Origin of the sequence: Sphingomicrobium clamense, from assembly GCF_019264355.1 — a bacterium.
Classification (GTDB): Bacteria; Pseudomonadota; Alphaproteobacteria; order Sphingomonadales; family Sphingomonadaceae; genus Sphingomicrobium; species Sphingomicrobium clamense.
Window position 1 is genome coordinate 1,894,429 of sequence record NZ_JAHVAH010000001.1, and the last position, 16,008, is coordinate 1,910,436.

General features: G+C 64.2%; 18 protein-coding genes. 15 read left to right on the forward strand and 3 right to left on the reverse strand.

Annotated elements, in window-relative coordinates; genetic code table 11:
* Nucleotides 1–44 precede the first annotated feature (44 nt).
* Genes KTQ36_RS09705 through rnr form a run of 3 tightly spaced genes read right to left on the reverse strand, consistent with a single transcriptional unit; the run spans nucleotide 45 to nucleotide 3,216 of the window.
* Nucleotides 45–221 carry a YegP family protein gene (locus KTQ36_RS09705; protein WP_218633461.1) on the reverse strand — a complete coding sequence of 59 codons (177 nt, stop codon included), beginning with the start codon at nucleotides 219–221 and terminating at the stop codon, nucleotides 45–47.
* A gap of 55 nt (nucleotides 222–276) precedes the next feature.
* The gene (locus KTQ36_RS09710; protein WP_218633462.1) at nucleotides 277–858 is read right to left on the reverse strand and encodes an NADPH-dependent FMN reductase; all 582 of its coding nucleotides are present in this window, start codon (nucleotides 856–858) and stop codon (nucleotides 277–279) included.
* A gap of 51 nt (nucleotides 859–909) precedes the next feature.
* A complete protein-coding gene (gene rnr / locus KTQ36_RS09715) occupies nucleotides 910–3,216 on the reverse strand; it encodes a ribonuclease R (protein ID WP_218633463.1) in 2,307 nt (768 codons plus the stop codon).
* 95 nt (nucleotides 3,217–3,311) lie between these two features.
* Here rnr and KTQ36_RS09720 point away from each other — a divergent pair, with 95 nt between their 5' ends.
* From KTQ36_RS09720 to KTQ36_RS09790, 15 genes are all read left to right on the forward strand, one after another.
* The gene (locus KTQ36_RS09720) at nucleotides 3,312–4,811 is read left to right on the forward strand and encodes a CoA-acylating methylmalonate-semialdehyde dehydrogenase (protein ID WP_218633464.1); all 1,500 of its coding nucleotides are present in this window, start codon (nucleotides 3,312–3,314) and stop codon (nucleotides 4,809–4,811) included.
* 154 nt (nucleotides 4,812–4,965) lie between these two features.
* The gene (locus KTQ36_RS09725) at nucleotides 4,966–5,904 is read left to right on the forward strand and encodes a polysaccharide deacetylase family protein (RefSeq protein WP_218633465.1); all 939 of its coding nucleotides are present in this window, start codon (nucleotides 4,966–4,968) and stop codon (nucleotides 5,902–5,904) included.
* Nucleotides 5,894–6,280: a RidA family protein gene (locus tag KTQ36_RS09730; protein ID WP_218633466.1), complete on the forward strand. Its 387-nt coding sequence runs from the start codon at nucleotides 5,894–5,896 to the stop codon at nucleotides 6,278–6,280. The genes KTQ36_RS09725 and KTQ36_RS09730 overlap by 11 nt, the downstream gene beginning before the upstream one ends.
* Entirely contained in the window at nucleotides 6,273–6,671 is a 399-nt protein-coding gene (locus KTQ36_RS09735; RefSeq protein ID WP_218633467.1) for a hypothetical protein, read from the forward strand. Before KTQ36_RS09730 ends, KTQ36_RS09735 begins: the two co-directional genes overlap by 8 nt.
* Before the next feature lie 41 nt (nucleotides 6,672–6,712).
* Nucleotides 6,713–7,855: an acyl-CoA dehydrogenase family protein gene (locus KTQ36_RS09740; protein ID WP_218633468.1), complete on the forward strand. Its 1,143-nt coding sequence runs from the start codon at nucleotides 6,713–6,715 to the stop codon at nucleotides 7,853–7,855.
* Nucleotides 7,856–7,862: 7 nt separating this feature from the next.
* Nucleotides 7,863–9,554: a PHA/PHB synthase family protein gene (locus KTQ36_RS09745; RefSeq protein ID WP_218633469.1), complete on the forward strand. Its 1,692-nt coding sequence runs from the start codon at nucleotides 7,863–7,865 to the stop codon at nucleotides 9,552–9,554.
* A gap of 16 nt (nucleotides 9,555–9,570) precedes the next feature.
* Nucleotides 9,571–10,638, forward strand: a complete 1,068-nt coding sequence (locus KTQ36_RS09750; protein WP_218633470.1) for an enoyl-CoA hydratase/isomerase family protein — start codon at nucleotides 9,571–9,573, stop codon at nucleotides 10,636–10,638.
* A gap of 10 nt (nucleotides 10,639–10,648) precedes the next feature.
* Nucleotides 10,649–11,425, forward strand: a complete 777-nt coding sequence (locus KTQ36_RS09755; RefSeq protein WP_218633471.1) for an enoyl-CoA hydratase — start codon at nucleotides 10,649–10,651, stop codon at nucleotides 11,423–11,425.
* A 110-nt stretch (nucleotides 11,426–11,535) separates the two neighbouring features.
* Complete coding sequence (gene mmsB, locus KTQ36_RS09760) at nucleotides 11,536–12,447, forward strand: 3-hydroxyisobutyrate dehydrogenase (RefSeq protein WP_218633472.1); 912 nt, start codon at nucleotides 11,536–11,538, stop codon at nucleotides 12,445–12,447.
* 30 nt (nucleotides 12,448–12,477) lie between these two features.
* A complete protein-coding gene (locus KTQ36_RS09765; RefSeq protein WP_218633473.1) occupies nucleotides 12,478–13,056 on the forward strand; it encodes a NifU family protein in 579 nt (192 codons plus the stop codon).
* 73 nt (nucleotides 13,057–13,129) lie between these two features.
* Nucleotides 13,130–13,750, forward strand: coding sequence for a tRNA (adenosine(37)-N6)-threonylcarbamoyltransferase complex dimerization subunit type 1 TsaB (gene tsaB / locus KTQ36_RS09770; protein ID WP_345777704.1), 621 nt, complete (start codon nucleotides 13,130–13,132; stop codon nucleotides 13,748–13,750).
* Nucleotides 13,750–14,244: a GNAT family N-acetyltransferase gene (locus KTQ36_RS09775; RefSeq protein WP_218633474.1), complete on the forward strand. Its 495-nt coding sequence runs from the start codon at nucleotides 13,750–13,752 to the stop codon at nucleotides 14,242–14,244. Before tsaB ends, KTQ36_RS09775 begins: the two co-directional genes overlap by 1 nt.
* A gap of 94 nt (nucleotides 14,245–14,338) precedes the next feature.
* Nucleotides 14,339–14,758 (forward strand): Ros/MucR family transcriptional regulator, encoded by a 420-nt coding sequence (locus tag KTQ36_RS09780; protein ID WP_218633475.1) that lies wholly within the window; start codon nucleotides 14,339–14,341, stop codon nucleotides 14,756–14,758.
* A gap of 84 nt (nucleotides 14,759–14,842) precedes the next feature.
* On the forward strand, nucleotides 14,843–15,262 hold the full coding sequence (locus tag KTQ36_RS09785) for a Fur family transcriptional regulator (RefSeq protein ID WP_218633476.1): 420 nt from the start codon (nucleotides 14,843–14,845) through the stop codon (nucleotides 15,260–15,262).
* A gap of 4 nt (nucleotides 15,263–15,266) precedes the next feature.
* Nucleotides 15,267–15,998, forward strand: coding sequence for a lysophospholipid acyltransferase family protein (locus tag KTQ36_RS09790; protein ID WP_218633477.1), 732 nt, complete (start codon nucleotides 15,267–15,269; stop codon nucleotides 15,996–15,998).
* The last annotated feature ends 10 nt before the right edge of the window (nucleotides 15,999–16,008 follow it).

Genomic DNA, 16,008 nt, shown 5'->3' on the forward strand with positions numbered 1-16,008 from the left:
CGACAGGCCGGCCTGGCCCTTGGCTATACGTCTTCTACGAAGCGTCAGGTCTCGTCGACGACCTCGGCGCCCGGGCCGTTCTTCAGGATCGAGTCGATCGCGTTCTTCGCGCTGCTCTTGGAGCTATAGCCCTCGGTCCAGAAGATCTTCTCGCTGTTATAGTTGAAGGACACGCGGAACTCGCCCTTCTTGTCTTTGGTGATGTGGAACCGATGCGGCAATGGAGCCTCCCTGCGTTTCGTGGAGCGAGGAGACTGTCAGCCAGCCGACAAAGCGTCAACCGGCATGTTCGCTGCCACCACGCACCATCTGCTCGATGTGACTGGCGAAAGCTTTTGCAAAGCGGGAGACCTCCTTGCGCAACCCGTTGTCATGGATGGTGCCGTCGAGGTCGATCTTGTCGTCGCTGATGCCGCCATAATAGGCCTCGGGCTGTCCCATGTCGGGCATGTCGAGCGTTTTGAAGCAGGGCAGGATGGCGAGGCTGCCGCCCAGCGCGCCGGTCGACCCGGGCGTGGTCGAGAAGACCGCGCAGGGCTTGCCGATCAGCACGCCCTTTCCATAGGGGCGCGAGCCGACGTCGATGGCATTTTTGAGCGCGCCGGTGATCGAGCGGTTCCATTCGGGGCTGGCGAACAGGACGGCATCCTTTCCCTCGATGGCGTCGCGATAGGTTTGCCACGCCTCCGGCCGGTCGTCATTGTCGATGTCCGGATTGTAGAGCGGGAGATCGGCGATCGCGACTTCCTCGATCTCGAGGCGGTCGGACACCATGTCGGCGATCGCCTTGCCAATGCGGCGATGGAAGCTGGCTTCGCGGATCGACCCGCAGATGAAGGCGACGGTGGGCTTGGTCATGAAATTCTCCGTTGGTTTCCCGACCAACGGGCGCGGACCGCACGGGTTGCGTCAGCGCCCCCTGCCCTTTGGTCCAGCCTTGCTCGACTTGCCGCGACGCCCCCCGCCGTCGCGGTGGCGTTTGCGCGCCCCGGTGCGGCGTTCCTGGCCATCGCGCCGTCCACCGCCACCCTCGCGGGACCCGGTGCGGCGATCCTGGCTGTCACCGCCATAGCTGCCCTCGGGAAGTTCGAAGCGCAGCGCGCCCGAAACCGGATCGGCCTCGACCAGCTTGAGCTCGAGCCGCTGGCCGCCGCGATATTCGTCACCGCTATCCTCGCCGATCAGCGACTGGCGTTTCTCGTCATAGCGGAAATATTCGCGGCCCAACGTCTTGGCGAGGACGAGCCCGTCGCCGCCCAACCCGTCAACCGTGGCGAAGAAGCCGAAGGGCTGCACGCCCGTGATGCGCGCCTTCACCAGCTGGCCGACCTGGTCGGCAAGATAGGCGGCGACATAGCGGTCGACTGTCTCGCGCTCCGCCTCCATCGCACGGCGTTCGAGGCCTGAGATGATTTCGCCAATCTTGCCGAGATCGTCCGCCTGCCCTTTCTCCAGCCCGCCGGGGCCAAGATCGTATTTCGACACGAGCGAGCGATGGACGATGAGGTCGGCGTATCGGCGGATGGGCGAGGTGAAATGGGCGTAGCTCCCCAGCGCGAGGCCGAAATGGCCGAGCGGTTCGGGGCCGTAGCGCGCCTGCATCTGGCTGCGCAGGATCTGCTCGGTAATCTCGATCCGGTTGTCGTGGTCGGGGCCGAGCCGTTCGAGGATGCGGTTGAACGTCTTGGGCTGGATGACCTGTCCGAGCGCAAAGTCGATATCGAACGTCTTGAGATAATCCTTGAGCGTGACGAGCTTTTCGCGATCGGGCACCTCGTGGATACGGTACATGACCGGCGCCTTCTTCTTCTCCAGCGCCTTGGCGGCCGCGACGTTGGCGGCGATCATGAAATCCTCGACCAGCCGGTGCGCATCGAGCCGTTCGCGCGGCGCCACCGACATGATGCGGCCCTTCTCGTCCAGCTGGACCCGGCGTTCGGGCAGGTCGAGGTCGAGCGGCTCACGCGCATTGCGCGCCTCGAACATGACCTTCCAGCAATCCCAGAGCGGCTTGAGCGAATGTTTGACGATCTCGGGGTCGACGCGCCCTTCCTCGCCATCGATCGCGGCCTGTGCGTCTTCATAAGCGATATTGGCGGCGATGCGGACTTTCGCGCGGGTAAAGCGGAAATCCTTCATGTTGCCGCCGCTGTCGAAGCGGATGTGCGCGACCATCGCGGCGCGGTCGGCGCCCTCCTTTAGCGAGCAGATTCCGGCCGACAATTCCTCGGGCAGCATCGGCACGACCTGGTCGGGGAAGTAGACGCTGTTGCCGCGCTTCAAGGCTTCCTTGTCGAGCTCGCTATTGGGGCGGACATAGTAGCTGACGTCGGCGATCGCGACGATCGCCTTGTAGCCGCCCGGATTGTCCTTGGCGTCGTCATGCGCGGCCCAGATCGCATCGTCATGATCGCGTGCATCCTCGGGGTCGATCGCGACGATCGGCACGTCGCGCAAATCCTCGCGAAAGTCGCCGAGGTCCAACTTGGCCACCTTCTCGGCTTCGCGCAGCACGCTTTCGGGAAACTTGTCGCGGATACCGTGCTTGTGGATCGCGATCATGGAGAAGGACTTGGGCGCGAACGGATCGCCGAGCACCGCGTCCACCTTGGCAGTATTCTGCCGCCCGCCACTCTTGGTCGGCTCGGCGAGCACGAGATCGCCAACTTCTGCTTCGCCCAGATCGGTAAGCAAGAAAGTGGTGCGCACTTTCTTGTCGATCGGCGCGAGAAAGTGGCGGCTGCCTTCCTTGCGCACGACGCCCATCAGCATCTCGGCCGAGCGGGCGAGCTTCTTCATGACGTGCGCGACATGGCCCTGCCCGCGCTCCTCGGTGCGCGAGAGGATGCGGTCGTTGACCGCAAGCGCGGAACGCCTCCCTTTCTCGATCACGCGGATCTTGGGCGCAGGGGTTTCGGCGTGCCAGTTTTCGGGGGTCGCCCAGACTTCGCCATCCTCGGTCGAGACGACCCGCAACACGGTCACGCGCGGCACGCCGCCCATCTTGTGGAAGGCGCGGCCCGGGCTGCTGTCGATCAGCCCTTCGTCGGCCATGTCCTTGAGCAAGCGCTTGAGCGCGATCTTGTCATTTCCTTTGAGCCCGAACGCACGCGCAATCTCGCGCTTGCCCGCCGGCTGGTCGGAGGACTCGATAAATTCGAGGATCTGCTTCTGGGTCGGAAGCCCCTGAGGCTTCTGCTTCGGTTTCTTGGCCATGATGTGCCATCGCATGAGGCGCGGAAAAGTGCCATCTGGCGTTTCCGGGTGCGGGTCGCTAGTCAGCGGGCGAACCGAATTCAGGAGTCGATTTCATGCGCAGCATCCAGCATTACATCAACGGCAAGAGCGTGAGCGGGGGCGACCGTAGCGGCGTCGTCTTCAACCCGTCCGAAGGCAAGCAGCAGGCGGAGGTCGCGCTGGGCGGCGCGGATGTCCTGCAGCAGGCGGTCGACGCCGCCAATGCGGCGCAGCCCGCATGGGCCGCGACCAACCCGCAGCGCCGCGCGCGCGTCATGTTCCGCTACAAGGAGCTGGTCGAGCAGCATATGGACGAGCTCGCCGAACTGCTGTCCAGCGAGCATGGCAAGGTCATTGCCGACGCCAAGGGCGACGTGCAGCGCGGGCTCGAAGTGATCGAATTCTGCTGCGGCATCCCTCACGCGCAGAAAGGTGAATATACCCAGGGCGCAGGCCCCGGCATCGACGTCTATTCGATGCGCCAGCCACTCGGCATCGGCTGCGGCATCACGCCGTTCAACTTCCCCGCGATGATCCCGATGTGGATGTTCGGCCCAGCCATCGCGACCGGCAACGCCTTCATTCTCAAGCCCTCCGAGCGCGACCCGAGCGTGCCCGTGCGCCTCGCAGAACTGATGACCGAAGCCGGACTTCCCGACGGCATCCTCAACGTCGTCCACGGCGACAAGGAAATGGTCGATGCGATCCTCGACCATGACGACATCAAGGCGGTCAGCTTCGTCGGTTCGTCCGACATCGCGCAATATATTTACTCGCGCGGCACCGCGAACGCGAAGCGCGTGCAGGCCTTCGGGGGCGCGAAGAATCACGGCATCGTCATGCCCGACGCCGATCTCGACCAGGTCGTCAACGACCTCACTGGCGCCGCCTTCGGCTCGGCGGGCGAGCGCTGCATGGCGCTTCCAGTGGTCGTGCCCGTGGGCGACGACACCGCTGCGCGCCTGCGCGAAAAGCTAGTCCCCGCGATCGAGAAGCTGCGCGTCGGCGTTTCGACCGATCCCGACGCCCATTACGGCCCGGTGGTCAACGAAGCCCACAAGCAGCGCGTCGAAAACTGGATTGCCAAATGCGCCGACGAAGGCGGCGAACTGGTCATCGACGGTCGCGGTCTCGAACTGCAGGGCACTGACGGCTGGTTCGTCGGCCCGACCTTCTTCGATCACGTGAAGCCCGAATTCGAAAGCTACAAGGAAGAGATTTTCGGTCCCGTGCTCCAGATGGTCCGCGCCGATACGTTCGAAGAGGCCGTGCGCCTGCCGAGCGAGCATCAATATGGCAACGGTGTCGCCATTTTCACGCGTAACGGCCACGCCGCGCGCGAATTCGCGCATCGCGTCAATGTCGGCATGGTCGGCATCAACGTGCCCATCCCCGTGCCGGTCGCCTATCACACGTTCGGCGGCTGGAAGCGTTCGGGCTTCGGCGACATCGACCAGCACGGCCCCGACGGCATCCGCTTCTGGACCAAGGCGAAGAAGATCACCCAGCGCTGGCCCGACGGCATCGTGGGTGGCGACAACAAGGACGCGTTCGTCATCCCGACGATGGGGTGACGCCCCAAGCCGGTCCGGGGGACCGGCGGTGGCGTCACCAACAGTTTTGCCATGACGGTAAAACTGGGGCGGGGTACAAAACACTCCCGGCGTAGCCGGACCATACTGCCGCACGAAACTGGACAATGAAGGGGGCGCGTGGCCATCTGCCGCCATGCGTCCCCTTCTCTTTCTTGCGCTCCTGCTTCCCGGATGCGCGACCGCCCATCCTGTAGAACCCACCAAGCGCGTGGCGCTGTCGTTCGACGACATTCCGCGCCATGCGGGCGCATGGTTTACGCCCGACGAGCGTACCGATCGGTTGATCGAGGAGCTCGACAAGGCGGGCGTCGCGCAGGCCGCCTTCCTCGTCACGCCCGGCAACCTCGACAGGCCCGATGGCGCGGGCGGCAAGGAGCGCATCGAGCGCTATGTCGCGGCAGGCCACGTCATCGCCAATTACAGCTGGTCGCACCCCTGGCTCCACCGTACCGAGACCGACGACTATATCGCCGACATCGACAGGGCGGCGGCATGGCTTGAAGGACGCGCGGGGTATCGCCCCTGGTTTCGTTACCCCTATCTCGACCACGGCCGCCGCGACATGGTGAAGCGCAAATCGGTCGAGGATGCGCTTGCGGCGCGAGGGCTGACCGACGGGCATGTGACGATCGACAATTATGACTGGGCGCTCGACGGGCTGGCGAACACGGCCAAACGCGAGGGGCGCGAGGTCGATCTGCCGGCGTTGTGCGATCTCTATGCCGAAACGTTGGTGCAGGCGTCCGAATTCACCGACGCGATAGCGCGCGAGACCATGGTCCTCTCGCCCGCGCACGTCCTACTGCTCCACGAGACCGATATCGCCGCGAACTGCATGGGCACGCTGGTACGCGCGTACAGAGAGGCCGGTTGGCAAATCATCACGGCCGACGAAGCCTACGAAGACCCGCTCTTCGGCGCGAAGATCGACAGCCCGTTCATGGGTGGAGGCCATGTCTCCGCACACGCCCACGCTGCGGGCCGACCGGCAAGAGACTTGATCCACGAGCGCACCGACGAAAAGGTGCTTGCCGCATTGTTCGAAGAAAGGGTGATGGCCAATGACGACTGAGCGGGCGCACGGGACCAGTCCTTTTGAAAAGCGGTACGGATTCTGCCGCGCGCTGAGGACGGGCAATCGCATTCTCGTCGCGGGGACAGGGCCGGTCGAAGAAGACGGATCGACGGCGCCCGGCGATGCGGCGGCGCAGGCGCGGCGCTGCTTTTCCATCGCGCTTCAGGCCATCGCGGAACTGGGCGGTTCCGCCAGCGACGTCGTGCGCACGCGCATGTTCATCACCGATGCCGACGATGCCGACGCGATCGGCACCGTCCACGGTGAAGTCTTCGCCGACGCGCCGCCGACCGCAACGATGGTGGTCGTCGCAGGGCTCGTACGCCCCGAATGGCGCGTCGAAATCGAAGCGGAGGCCGAAGTTGATGCGTAGTCTGTCGATCCTTGCCTTGCTCACGCTGATCGCTTGCGAGAACACGGTCGAGGATGCCGGGTCGGTCGCCTACGAAGGGCCGAGCGAGCTGACCGCCGCGCCCGACGATCCGCAGCGCGATGCGGTCGTTGCGGCGGGGGCGGCGAGCGGGCTCGACGGGCGCTACGGGGCAAGCGCGGCCGACTGCGCGTCGGACAATCGCTACATGACCGAATATCTCGAAATCGACGGACCCACCTTGTCCTATCGCGGGCAGGACAGCGTCATCGCGATCGTACGCGAGGACAGTATCGTGCTGCGCGGCGGCGAGGAATTGGCGCGTGAGGAAGACCGGCTCGTGCGCTGGCCCGACCAGCGCCGCAAGCGCACCGTTTACACGCGCTGTAGCTGACCCCTTTGCGCGCCGCCATGGGGGTGCTAGGGGCGCTTCCCATGACCCAGTTCGACCTGACAGACGATCAGCGCCAGATCCAGGAAATGGCGCAGAAATTCACCGCCGACGCCATCACGCCGCATGCCGCGGAATGGGACGAGAAACATATCTTCCCCAAGGACACGATCCGGCAGGCTGCCGAACTCGGCTTCGGCTCGATCTACGTTTCCGAAGAAAGCGGCGGCATCGGGCTTGGACGGCTCGAGGCAGCGCTGATCATGGAAGCGATGGCCTATGGCTGTCCCTCGACCAGCGCCTTCATCTCGATCCACAACATGGCCGCATGGATGATCGACCGCTTCGGCTCGGACGAAGTGAAGCAGAAATATCTGCCCTCGATGGTCACGATGGAGCGGATCGGCAGCTACTGCCTGACCGAACCCTCCAGCGGGTCGGACGCCGCAGCGCTCAAGACCAAGGCAGTGCTCGACGGAGACCATTACGTCGTCTCCGGATCGAAGGCCTTCATCTCGGGCGGCGGCGAGAACGAGATCTACGTCACCATGGTCCGCACCGGCGAGGACGGCCCCAAGGGGATCAGCTGTCTCGTCATCGAAAAGGACATGGATGGCGTCAGCTTCGGCGCGCAGGAGAAAAAGCTCGGCTGGCACTCGCAGCCCACGTGCCAAGTCAATTTCGACGAGGTCCGCGTACCCGTCGCCAACCGCGTCGGGGGCGAGGGCGAAGGCTTCCGCATCGCGATGATGGGCCTCGACGGCGGCCGTCTCAACATCGGCGCCTGCTCGCTCGGCGGTGCGCAGCGCAGCCTTGATGAAGCCATCGCCTACACCAAGGAACGCAGCCAGTTCGGCAAGAACATCGCCGACTTCCAGAACACCCAGTTCATGCTCGCCGACATGGAAACCGAGCTTCAGGCCGCACGCACCCTGCTCTACCAGGCGGCGGTCAAGGTGACCGAGAATGCGCCCGACAAGACCCGCTTCGCGGCGATGGCCAAGCGGCTGGCAACCGACACGGGCTCTGCCGTCGTCGACCGCGCGCTCCAGCTCCACGGCGGCTACGGCTACCTCCAGGACTATCCGATCGAGCGTTTCTGGCGCGACCTTCGCGTGCATTCGATCCTCGAGGGCACCAACCAGATCATGCGCATGATCATCGCGCGCGACCTGTTGCGCCAGTAGGCCCGCCATGATCGACACGATGAGCGATTTCGCCAAGCGGCTCAATGAGGCCGCCGAAGCCATGACCGGTGCCAAGACCGCCACCCTGCCCTTCGATCCGTTCGCGATCGCCAAGGCGCAGAGCGAATGGGCGATGGGGCTGGCCAGCCGCCCCACCGACCTTCTCGAAGTGCAGATGGAAGCCGCCGCGCAGTGGGGCGAATTCTGGAAACGCACGCTGTCGGGAGAGGCCGGCGAAGCGCCGCGCGACCGCCGCTTCCGCTCTGCCGAGTGGCAGGATGACGGCTATTATCGCGGTCTTCGCGACGCCTATTTGCTAGCCAGCGAACAGTTGCAGTCGGTTGTCGAGATGGGCGGTGGTGAAGAGTCGACCAAGTCGATGATGCACTTCCTTCTCGACCAATATCTCAATGCCGTGTCGCCCGCGAACTTTGCCGCGACCAACCCGGACGTGGTGGCGAAGACCAAGGAAACCGGCGGCGCGAACCTCGTGCGCGGCTTTGCCAACCTCGTCGAGGACGTCGCGAGCGGCAAGGGCATCGTCCAGCGCCGCACCGACCCCACCGCGTTCGAAAAGGGCAAGACCATCGCCGCAACGCCCGGCGAAGTCGTGTTCCAGAACGAGCTGTTCCAGCTGATCCAGTACACGCCCGCCACCGACAAGGTCGCGGCCGAGCCGCTGCTCTACGTGCCTCCGCTGGTCAACCGCTTCTACATGATCGACCTCGACCCCTCGCAGTCCTTCGTGAAGTGGCTGGTCGAGGAAGGACGCACCGTCTTCGTGATCAGCTGGGTCAATCCCGGCGACGAGCATAAGGACAAGGGCGTCGGCGACTATGTGCTCGACGGCATCGTCACCGCCGCCAGCGAAGTGAAGAAACGCACCGGTGAAGCGCCCGACCTGTTCAGCTTCTGCCTCGGCGGGACGCTGGTCGCGATCGCCCTCGCCTATCTCGCCGCCGAAGGACGCAGCGACGAGGTCAACAGCGCGACGCTGATCGGCAGCCTCGTCGATTTCGCCGACATGCGCGACTGGTCGGCCTTCGTGCACGAGGGCCATCTCGATGCGCTCGACGACCATCTCGAGGCCCAGGGTTATATCGACAGCCTCGAGCTGCAGCGCCTGTTCGCGGCGATGCGCGCCAACGACCTCATCTGGTCTAGCGTCATCAATCATTACCTCCTCGACCGCGATGCGCCGCCCAGCGACCTGCTCTACTGGTTCGAGGACGGCGCGCGCATCCCCGCCGCCTTCCTCAAAAGCTATAATCGCGACCTCCTGCTCGACAACAAGCTGGCCGAACCGGCCGGCTTCGAAGTCGGCGGAGTGACGATCGATCTCGCCAAGATCGAGATTCCGATGATGGTCATCGCGCTCAAGGACGATCACGTGTCGGCCTGGGAAGCGGTCTATCGCGGTGCCCGCGACATGGGCGCGGAGTTCATCCTGGGCGGCTCGGGCCACAATGCCGGGGTCATCAACCCGCCCAGCCGCAACAAGCACGGTTTCTGGACCGGTGGAAAAACCATGCCCGAAGACGCCGATGCCTGGCTCGCCAAGGCCAAACGTCACGAAGGCAGCTGGTGGCCAACCTGGACCCAGTGGCTCGACAAGCATGGCGACGGCAGACAAGTCGCCGCCAGGAAGATCAAGGACGGCATCGAACCGGCACCCGGTTCCTATGCGATGATGCCGTAATCCAAAGAAAGAATTCATGAGTAACAGCCAAGACGTACTGACCTTCAAGGAGGGGCTTGCCGGCCGCCTTCGTCTCAACCGCCCTAAAGCGCTCCACAGCCTGACGCGCGACATGTGCCTGTACATGACCCAGGCGCTCGAAGCCTGGCGCGACGATCCCGATGTGCGGATCATCATGATCGACCATGCCGACGGACGCGGCTTCTGCGCCGGCGGCGACGTGGTCAGCATCGTCAAGTCGGTCGAGGGACAGGGCCGCGCCGCGCGCGCCTTCTTCGCCGACGAATATCGCCTCAACCATCTCGAATATACCTACCGAAAGCCGGGCGTCGCCTTCATGGACGGCATCACGATGGGTGGCGGGGTCGGCATTGCCTGCCCGTGCCGCTACCGCGTCGCGACCGAGAATACGGTCTTCGCGATGCCCGAGACGACGATCGGCATTTTCCCCGACGTTGGCGGCGGCCGCTATCTCTCGCGCCTGCGCGGACGGATGGCGCAATTTCTCTCGCTGACCGGTGCGCGGCTCGACGGGGCGGAGTGCAAGGCGCTGCGGCTCGCGACCCACTACATCAAGTCGGAGAAGCTCGAGGCGGTGAAGCAAGCGATCATGGAAGACCCCTTCCGTGTGCAGGCGATCCTCGACGAGGCTGCCGAGGTCGACATGCCCGAAGCGCGGATCATGTCAAACCTCGACAAGATCAACGAGTATTTCGCCTCCGACACGCTCGAGGAGATTCTCGGCGCGCTCGATGCGGGCGCTGCGGCGGGTGACGAATGGGCGGCGACCGAAGCGGCGACCATTCGCAAGAAGTCGCCCATGGCGTGCAAGGTCAGCCTCAAGCTGATGACCGAGAGCCCCAAACAGCTCCATTTCGTCGACGAAATGGAGATGGAGTATGGGATCATGGTCCGCCTGATCTATCACCCCGACTTCGTCGAGGGCGTTACTGCGCTCTTGATCGACAAGACCAACGACCCGAAGTGGAGCCCTGCGGACCCGAGCGAGATTAGCGACGAGGAGGTCGAGGCCTTCTTCGAACCGCTGCCGCCCGAGGAACGTTGGACCCCGCTGGACCAATAGGAGCGCATTCATGAGCGACTACGAAACCATCCTCGTCGAGAAAAAGGGCGCCGTGACGCTGGTCACGCTCAACCGTCCGCAGGCGCTCAACGCGCTCAACAGCGACGTGCTTGCCGACCTGATCAACGCCTTCGCGAACTATGACGCCGACGACAGCCAGCGCTGCCTGGTCCTGACCGGGTCGGAAAAGGTGTTCGCGGCCGGTGCCGATATCAAGGAGATGCAGGACCAGTCCTTCGCCGACATGTACAAGTCGGACTTCTTCAAAGGCTGGGAAAAGGTCACCGCGACCCGCAAACCGTGGATCGCCGCAGTCGCGGGCTACGCGCTCGGCGGCGGGTGCGAAGTCACCATGATGGCCGATTTCATCATCGCCGCCGACACCGCCAAGTTCGGCCAGCCCGAGATCAAGTTGGGCGTGACACCGGGCATGGGCGGCTCGCAACGTCTCACCCACGCCATAGGCAAAGCGAAGGCCATGCACATGTGCCTGACCGGGGAGATGATGGGCGCCGAAGAAGCGCTGTCGAGCGGGCTGGTCGCAAAGGTCGTGCCCGCCGCGGACCTGATCGACGAAGCGATGAAGACCGCCGAGACGATTGCAGGCATGGCCCCGCTTGCCGCGATCGCGAACAAGGAAATGGTCAATGCGGCCTATGAAATGACGCTGGCCGAAGGCATCAACTTCGAACGCCGCCTGTTCCACGGCCTGTTCGGCACGCAGGATCAGAAGGAGGGCATGAAGGCCTTCGTCGAGAAACGTCCGGGTAATTGGACGGGCAAGTAAGTAGAAAAACCGTTCGTCCTGAGCTTGTCGAAGGACCGCCCTTTTCCAGGGCACGGTGAGAAGAGTAAGGACTGGGCTTCGACAGGCTCAGCCCGAACGGAGAGGGAAAAATGGCACGCATCGCATTTATCGGGCTCGGCAACATGGGCGGCGGGATGGCCGCGAACCTGGTGAAGGCCGGGCATGAGGTCGCCGCGTTCGACCTGTCACCCGACGCGCTGGAGCGGGCCAAGTCCAACGGCTGCGAGATCGCCGATGACGCCGCGAGCGCGGTCAAGGGCGCCGACGCCATCGTCACCATGCTGCCTGCGGGCAAGCATGTTGCGGCGGTCTATGCCGAGAGCGTCATTCCCAACGCGTCGAAGGATGCCATCCTGATCGATTGTTCGACCATCGACGTCGCCACCGCGCGCGAGGTTGAAAAACAGGCTGCCGACGCCGGTCTCGCCATGGTCGATGCGCCCGTCTCGGGCGGTATCGCGGCAGCCGATGGCGGCACGCTGACGTTCATGGTCGGCGGCACCGACGACGGGTTCGAAAAGGCTAAGGTCATCCTCGACCCGATGGGCAAGGCCGTGATCCATGCCGGCGACGCCGGCGCGGGCCAGGCGGCGAAGATCTGCAACAACATGCTGCTCGGTGCGACCATGGCAGCCACCGCAGAGACGTTCGCGCTGGCCGAGAAGCTCGGCCTCGACCTCCAGACCTTTTACGACATCAGCTCGCAGGCCTCGGGCCAGAGCTGGTCGATGACGAGCTATTGCCCGGTGCCGGGCGTCGGTCCGGAAACGCCCGCCGATCGCGACTATGACGGCGGTTTTGCCTCCGCGCTGATGCTGAAAGATCTGCTGCTCGCCATGCAGGCGGCGAAGAATGCCGACAGCTACACGCCGATGGGCGCCGAAGCCGCCGACCTCTACCAGCGCTTCGTCGACCGTGGTGGCGCGGGCAAGGACTTCTCCGCCATCATCAAGATGATCGACGACAGCTGGAAGGCCCCGGACGAGAACGGCTCCGCTTGATCGCGGCGCCGGCAACCCCACATTAGACCCATGTTGATCCAGACCGAACAGACGCCCAACCCGTCGACCCGTAAGTTCCTCCCCGGCCGCACCGTCATGGAGACGGGCGGGCGCGATTTCCCGACGCTTGAAAGCGCCGAGGCGAGCCCGCTCGCCGAAGCCCTGTTCGCGACCCAGATGGTCGACGGCGTCTATTTCGGGCGCGACTTCGTCTCGGTCAGCGCGGCACCGACAGTCGAATGGAGCCAGCTCGAGCCGATCGTGCTCGAAATCCTGCTCGACCATTTCGTCACCGAAGCGCCGCTCTTCAAACCGGGCAGCGCTGCCGAAATTTCGGTTGCGCCCGACGCGAGCGTCCAGTTCGAGGATCGTGAGGAAGACGCCGACATCATCGCGCAGATCAAGGAATTGATTGAGACGCGCGTGCGCCCCGCCGTCGCGCAGGATGGCGGCGACATTGTCTATCGCGGCTATCAGGACAACAAGGTCTATCTCGAGCTTCAGGGCGCCTGTTCGGGCTGCCCCTCTTCGACCATCACGCTCAAGAATGGGATCGAAGGGCTGATTAAGCATTACGTCCCCGAGGTCGAGAGCGTCGAAGCGGTCTGACCCGCTAGGACTTGCGCTTTCCCGCCAATTATGGTCGCTTCCCGACTCGGGGGGCGCAATGGAGTGACGCCCAGTGATTTTGGCGATCGACACATCGACCGGAGCGTGCAGCGTCGCCTTGTTCGGCGCTGACGGAGAGGTCATTGCCGAACGCCACGAGATTATCGGGCGCGGCCATGCCGAGAAACTCGTTCCGATGATCGAGGACGTCCTCGACCACCACCTTCCCAGCCAGATCCTCGTCGGCGTCGGTCCCGGCAGCTTTACCGGTATCCGCGTCGGTATTGCCGCTGCCCAGGGGCTCGCCATCGGCTGGGGTGTCCCGGTGCACGGACTGTCATCGCTCGCGCTGATCGCGGCCTCGGCGTGCGACAGCGAGCATCACGGCGGCAAGGTCGCCGCGGTCATGAATGGCGGCCATGGCGAACTCTTCATCCAGACCTTCTCATCGCCCGCCACCAAGCCGCTCGGCGAGCATGTCAGCCTTGCTCCCTCCGTCGCTGCGCGACAGATCGATGCGCCGCTGGTGCTGGGCCCGGCCGCTGAAACACTGGTCGAGGAACGGCAGGCCGGACAGGCGATCGTCTGCCATCCACGCGCGGCTCATGCGCTGCTCCTACCCCATGCGCTGCGCACCATGCCGCTGCGCCCGCTTTACGGCCGGGCGCCCGATGCGAAACCGAAAGCCGCCTGATGGCCACCTCCCCCGTCCCCCGCGAGATCCTGCTTGAGCCGGGCGGCTGGGAAGATATCGATGCGGTGATGGCCGTCATGGACGACGCCTTCCCGCCTTGCTTCGGCGAGCGCTGGTCGAAGAGCCAGATTGCCGGCGTCCTGCCGTTAACCGGCGTTCGCCTGCTGCTTGCGCATGATGGAGGGGCCGAGGCCCCGATCGTCGGCTTCGCGCTCTGGCGCACGGTCAGCGATGAGAGCGAATTGCTGCTGCTGGCCGTCCACACGTCCGCACAGGGGCAGGGCCTTGGCCGCGCGCTGCTCGAGGATTTTGCCGAGCAGGCGATTGCCGATGGGGCCACGCGGCTCCACCTCGAGGTCCGCGACGGCAACCCTGCCAATCGCCTCTATGCGAGCGAGGGTTTCGACGTCGCCGGCCGCAGGCGCGCTTATTATCGCGGTGTCGACGGAGAGCGGCACGACGCCCTGACTTACGTCCGTATGGTCAGCCAGTAACAACCTGGGTCAATTGCAGTCTCTATTGGTCGCGAGTAAGAACGCGCCAGTAATCGATTCGCGGATCGACTCACCTGCTCGGAAAGAACTCAAAATGGCCGAAGAAGAACTGCAAGACGACACGCTCATTACACTCACCGCCGACATCGTCGCGGCGCATGTCAGCAATAACATGGTCGCTGTGGGCGATGTTGCCCAACTCATAGAAAACGTCCACAATTCACTAGCCAAGTTGCATGGGGCGCCGGCTCAGGAAGAAAAGCCCGAACCGGCAGTCTCCATCCGTTCTTCGATCAAGCCCGACTATATCGTCTGCCTCGAAGACGGGAAGAAATTGAAGATGCTCAAGCGGCATCTGATGACCCATTACAACATGACGCCCGACGAATATCGCGAGCGTTGGAACCTGCCGTCGGATTATCCGATGGTCGCGCCCAACTACGCCGAACAGCGTCGCCAGCTCGCCAAGAAAATCGGACTAGGCACCAAGGCCAAGCGCGGCAAGCGCAAGTAATCGGCTCGTAGAAAAGGGGGCGCGCGCGAGATAAGATCGCCGCGCCCCTTTTCATACGCGCTGTCCGGCCCTATCCATGCGCCCATGACACGCAAGATCGACGTCGAGGCGCTGTGCGCCGACAAGGGCCTCCGGATTACCGAGCAACGCAAGGTGATTGCGAAGGTGCTGGGCGAAAGCGAAGACCATCCCGATGTCGAGGCGCTGCACCGGCGCGCCTCGCGGGTCGACCCCAACATCTCGATTGCCACCGTCTACCGGACGCTCCGCCTGTTCGAGGAAGCGGGCATCCTGGAGCGTCACGAGTTCGGCGACGGCCGCTCGCGCTACGAAGCCGCGTCCGATGCGCATCACGACCACCTGATCGATGTCGAGACGGGCGATGTGATCGAATTCGTCGACGAGGAGCTGGAAGAGCTGCAGCGCCGCATCGCCGAGAAGCTCGGTTTCCGGCTCGTCGATCACCGGATGGAATTGTACGGCGTCCGGACCAAGCAGGACTAGGCCCATGCTGATCGCGGTCCGCGCGGTCCTGCTGGCACTGCTGCTAGCGCTCTTCATCGTCCCCCACGTCATCATTCGCGCCCTGACGGGGCGCAGCCCGCTGGCGCGCACCTTCCTTCGCATCGCGGGCTGGATCATGGGGCTGAGGGTGCAGCGGGTGGGCCCCAAGCCGCCGGTCCGTTCGCTGCTGCTCGCCAACCATCCGAGCTGGCTCGACATCCCCGTCCTGATCGGCGCGACGGGATGCGCGTTCGTGTCCAAGGCGGAGGTCAGAAACCATTGGCTGGTCGGATGGCTCGCAGACCAGCGCGACACGCTTTACGTCAACCGCGACAAGCGCAGCGAACTCAAGGCGCAGGTCGCGGCGATCCGCGAGCGTTTCGATCACTACCTCCCTCTCGCCATTTGCCCCGAAGGCACGACCAGCGACGGCGTCAAACTGCGCCCCTTTCGTCCCGCGCTGCTGTCCGCCGTGGCGCCGCCGCCGGATGGTGCAAAAATCATTCCCGTTGCGATCGACTATGGCGATGACCGCGAATTCGTTTCCTGGACGGCGGGCGAGACCGGTGTAGAGAACGCGAAACGCATCCTGTCGCGCTGGCGTCCGATCGGGGTAAAGGTGCGCATGCTCGACCCGCTCGATCCGGCGCTCGACCGCAAGGCGATGGCCGCAACGGCCTATGAAGCGATCGCCGATGCGCTCGGGCCTTCAAGTCGTGGCGGATCGGCCCTATAGGGCACCCCAA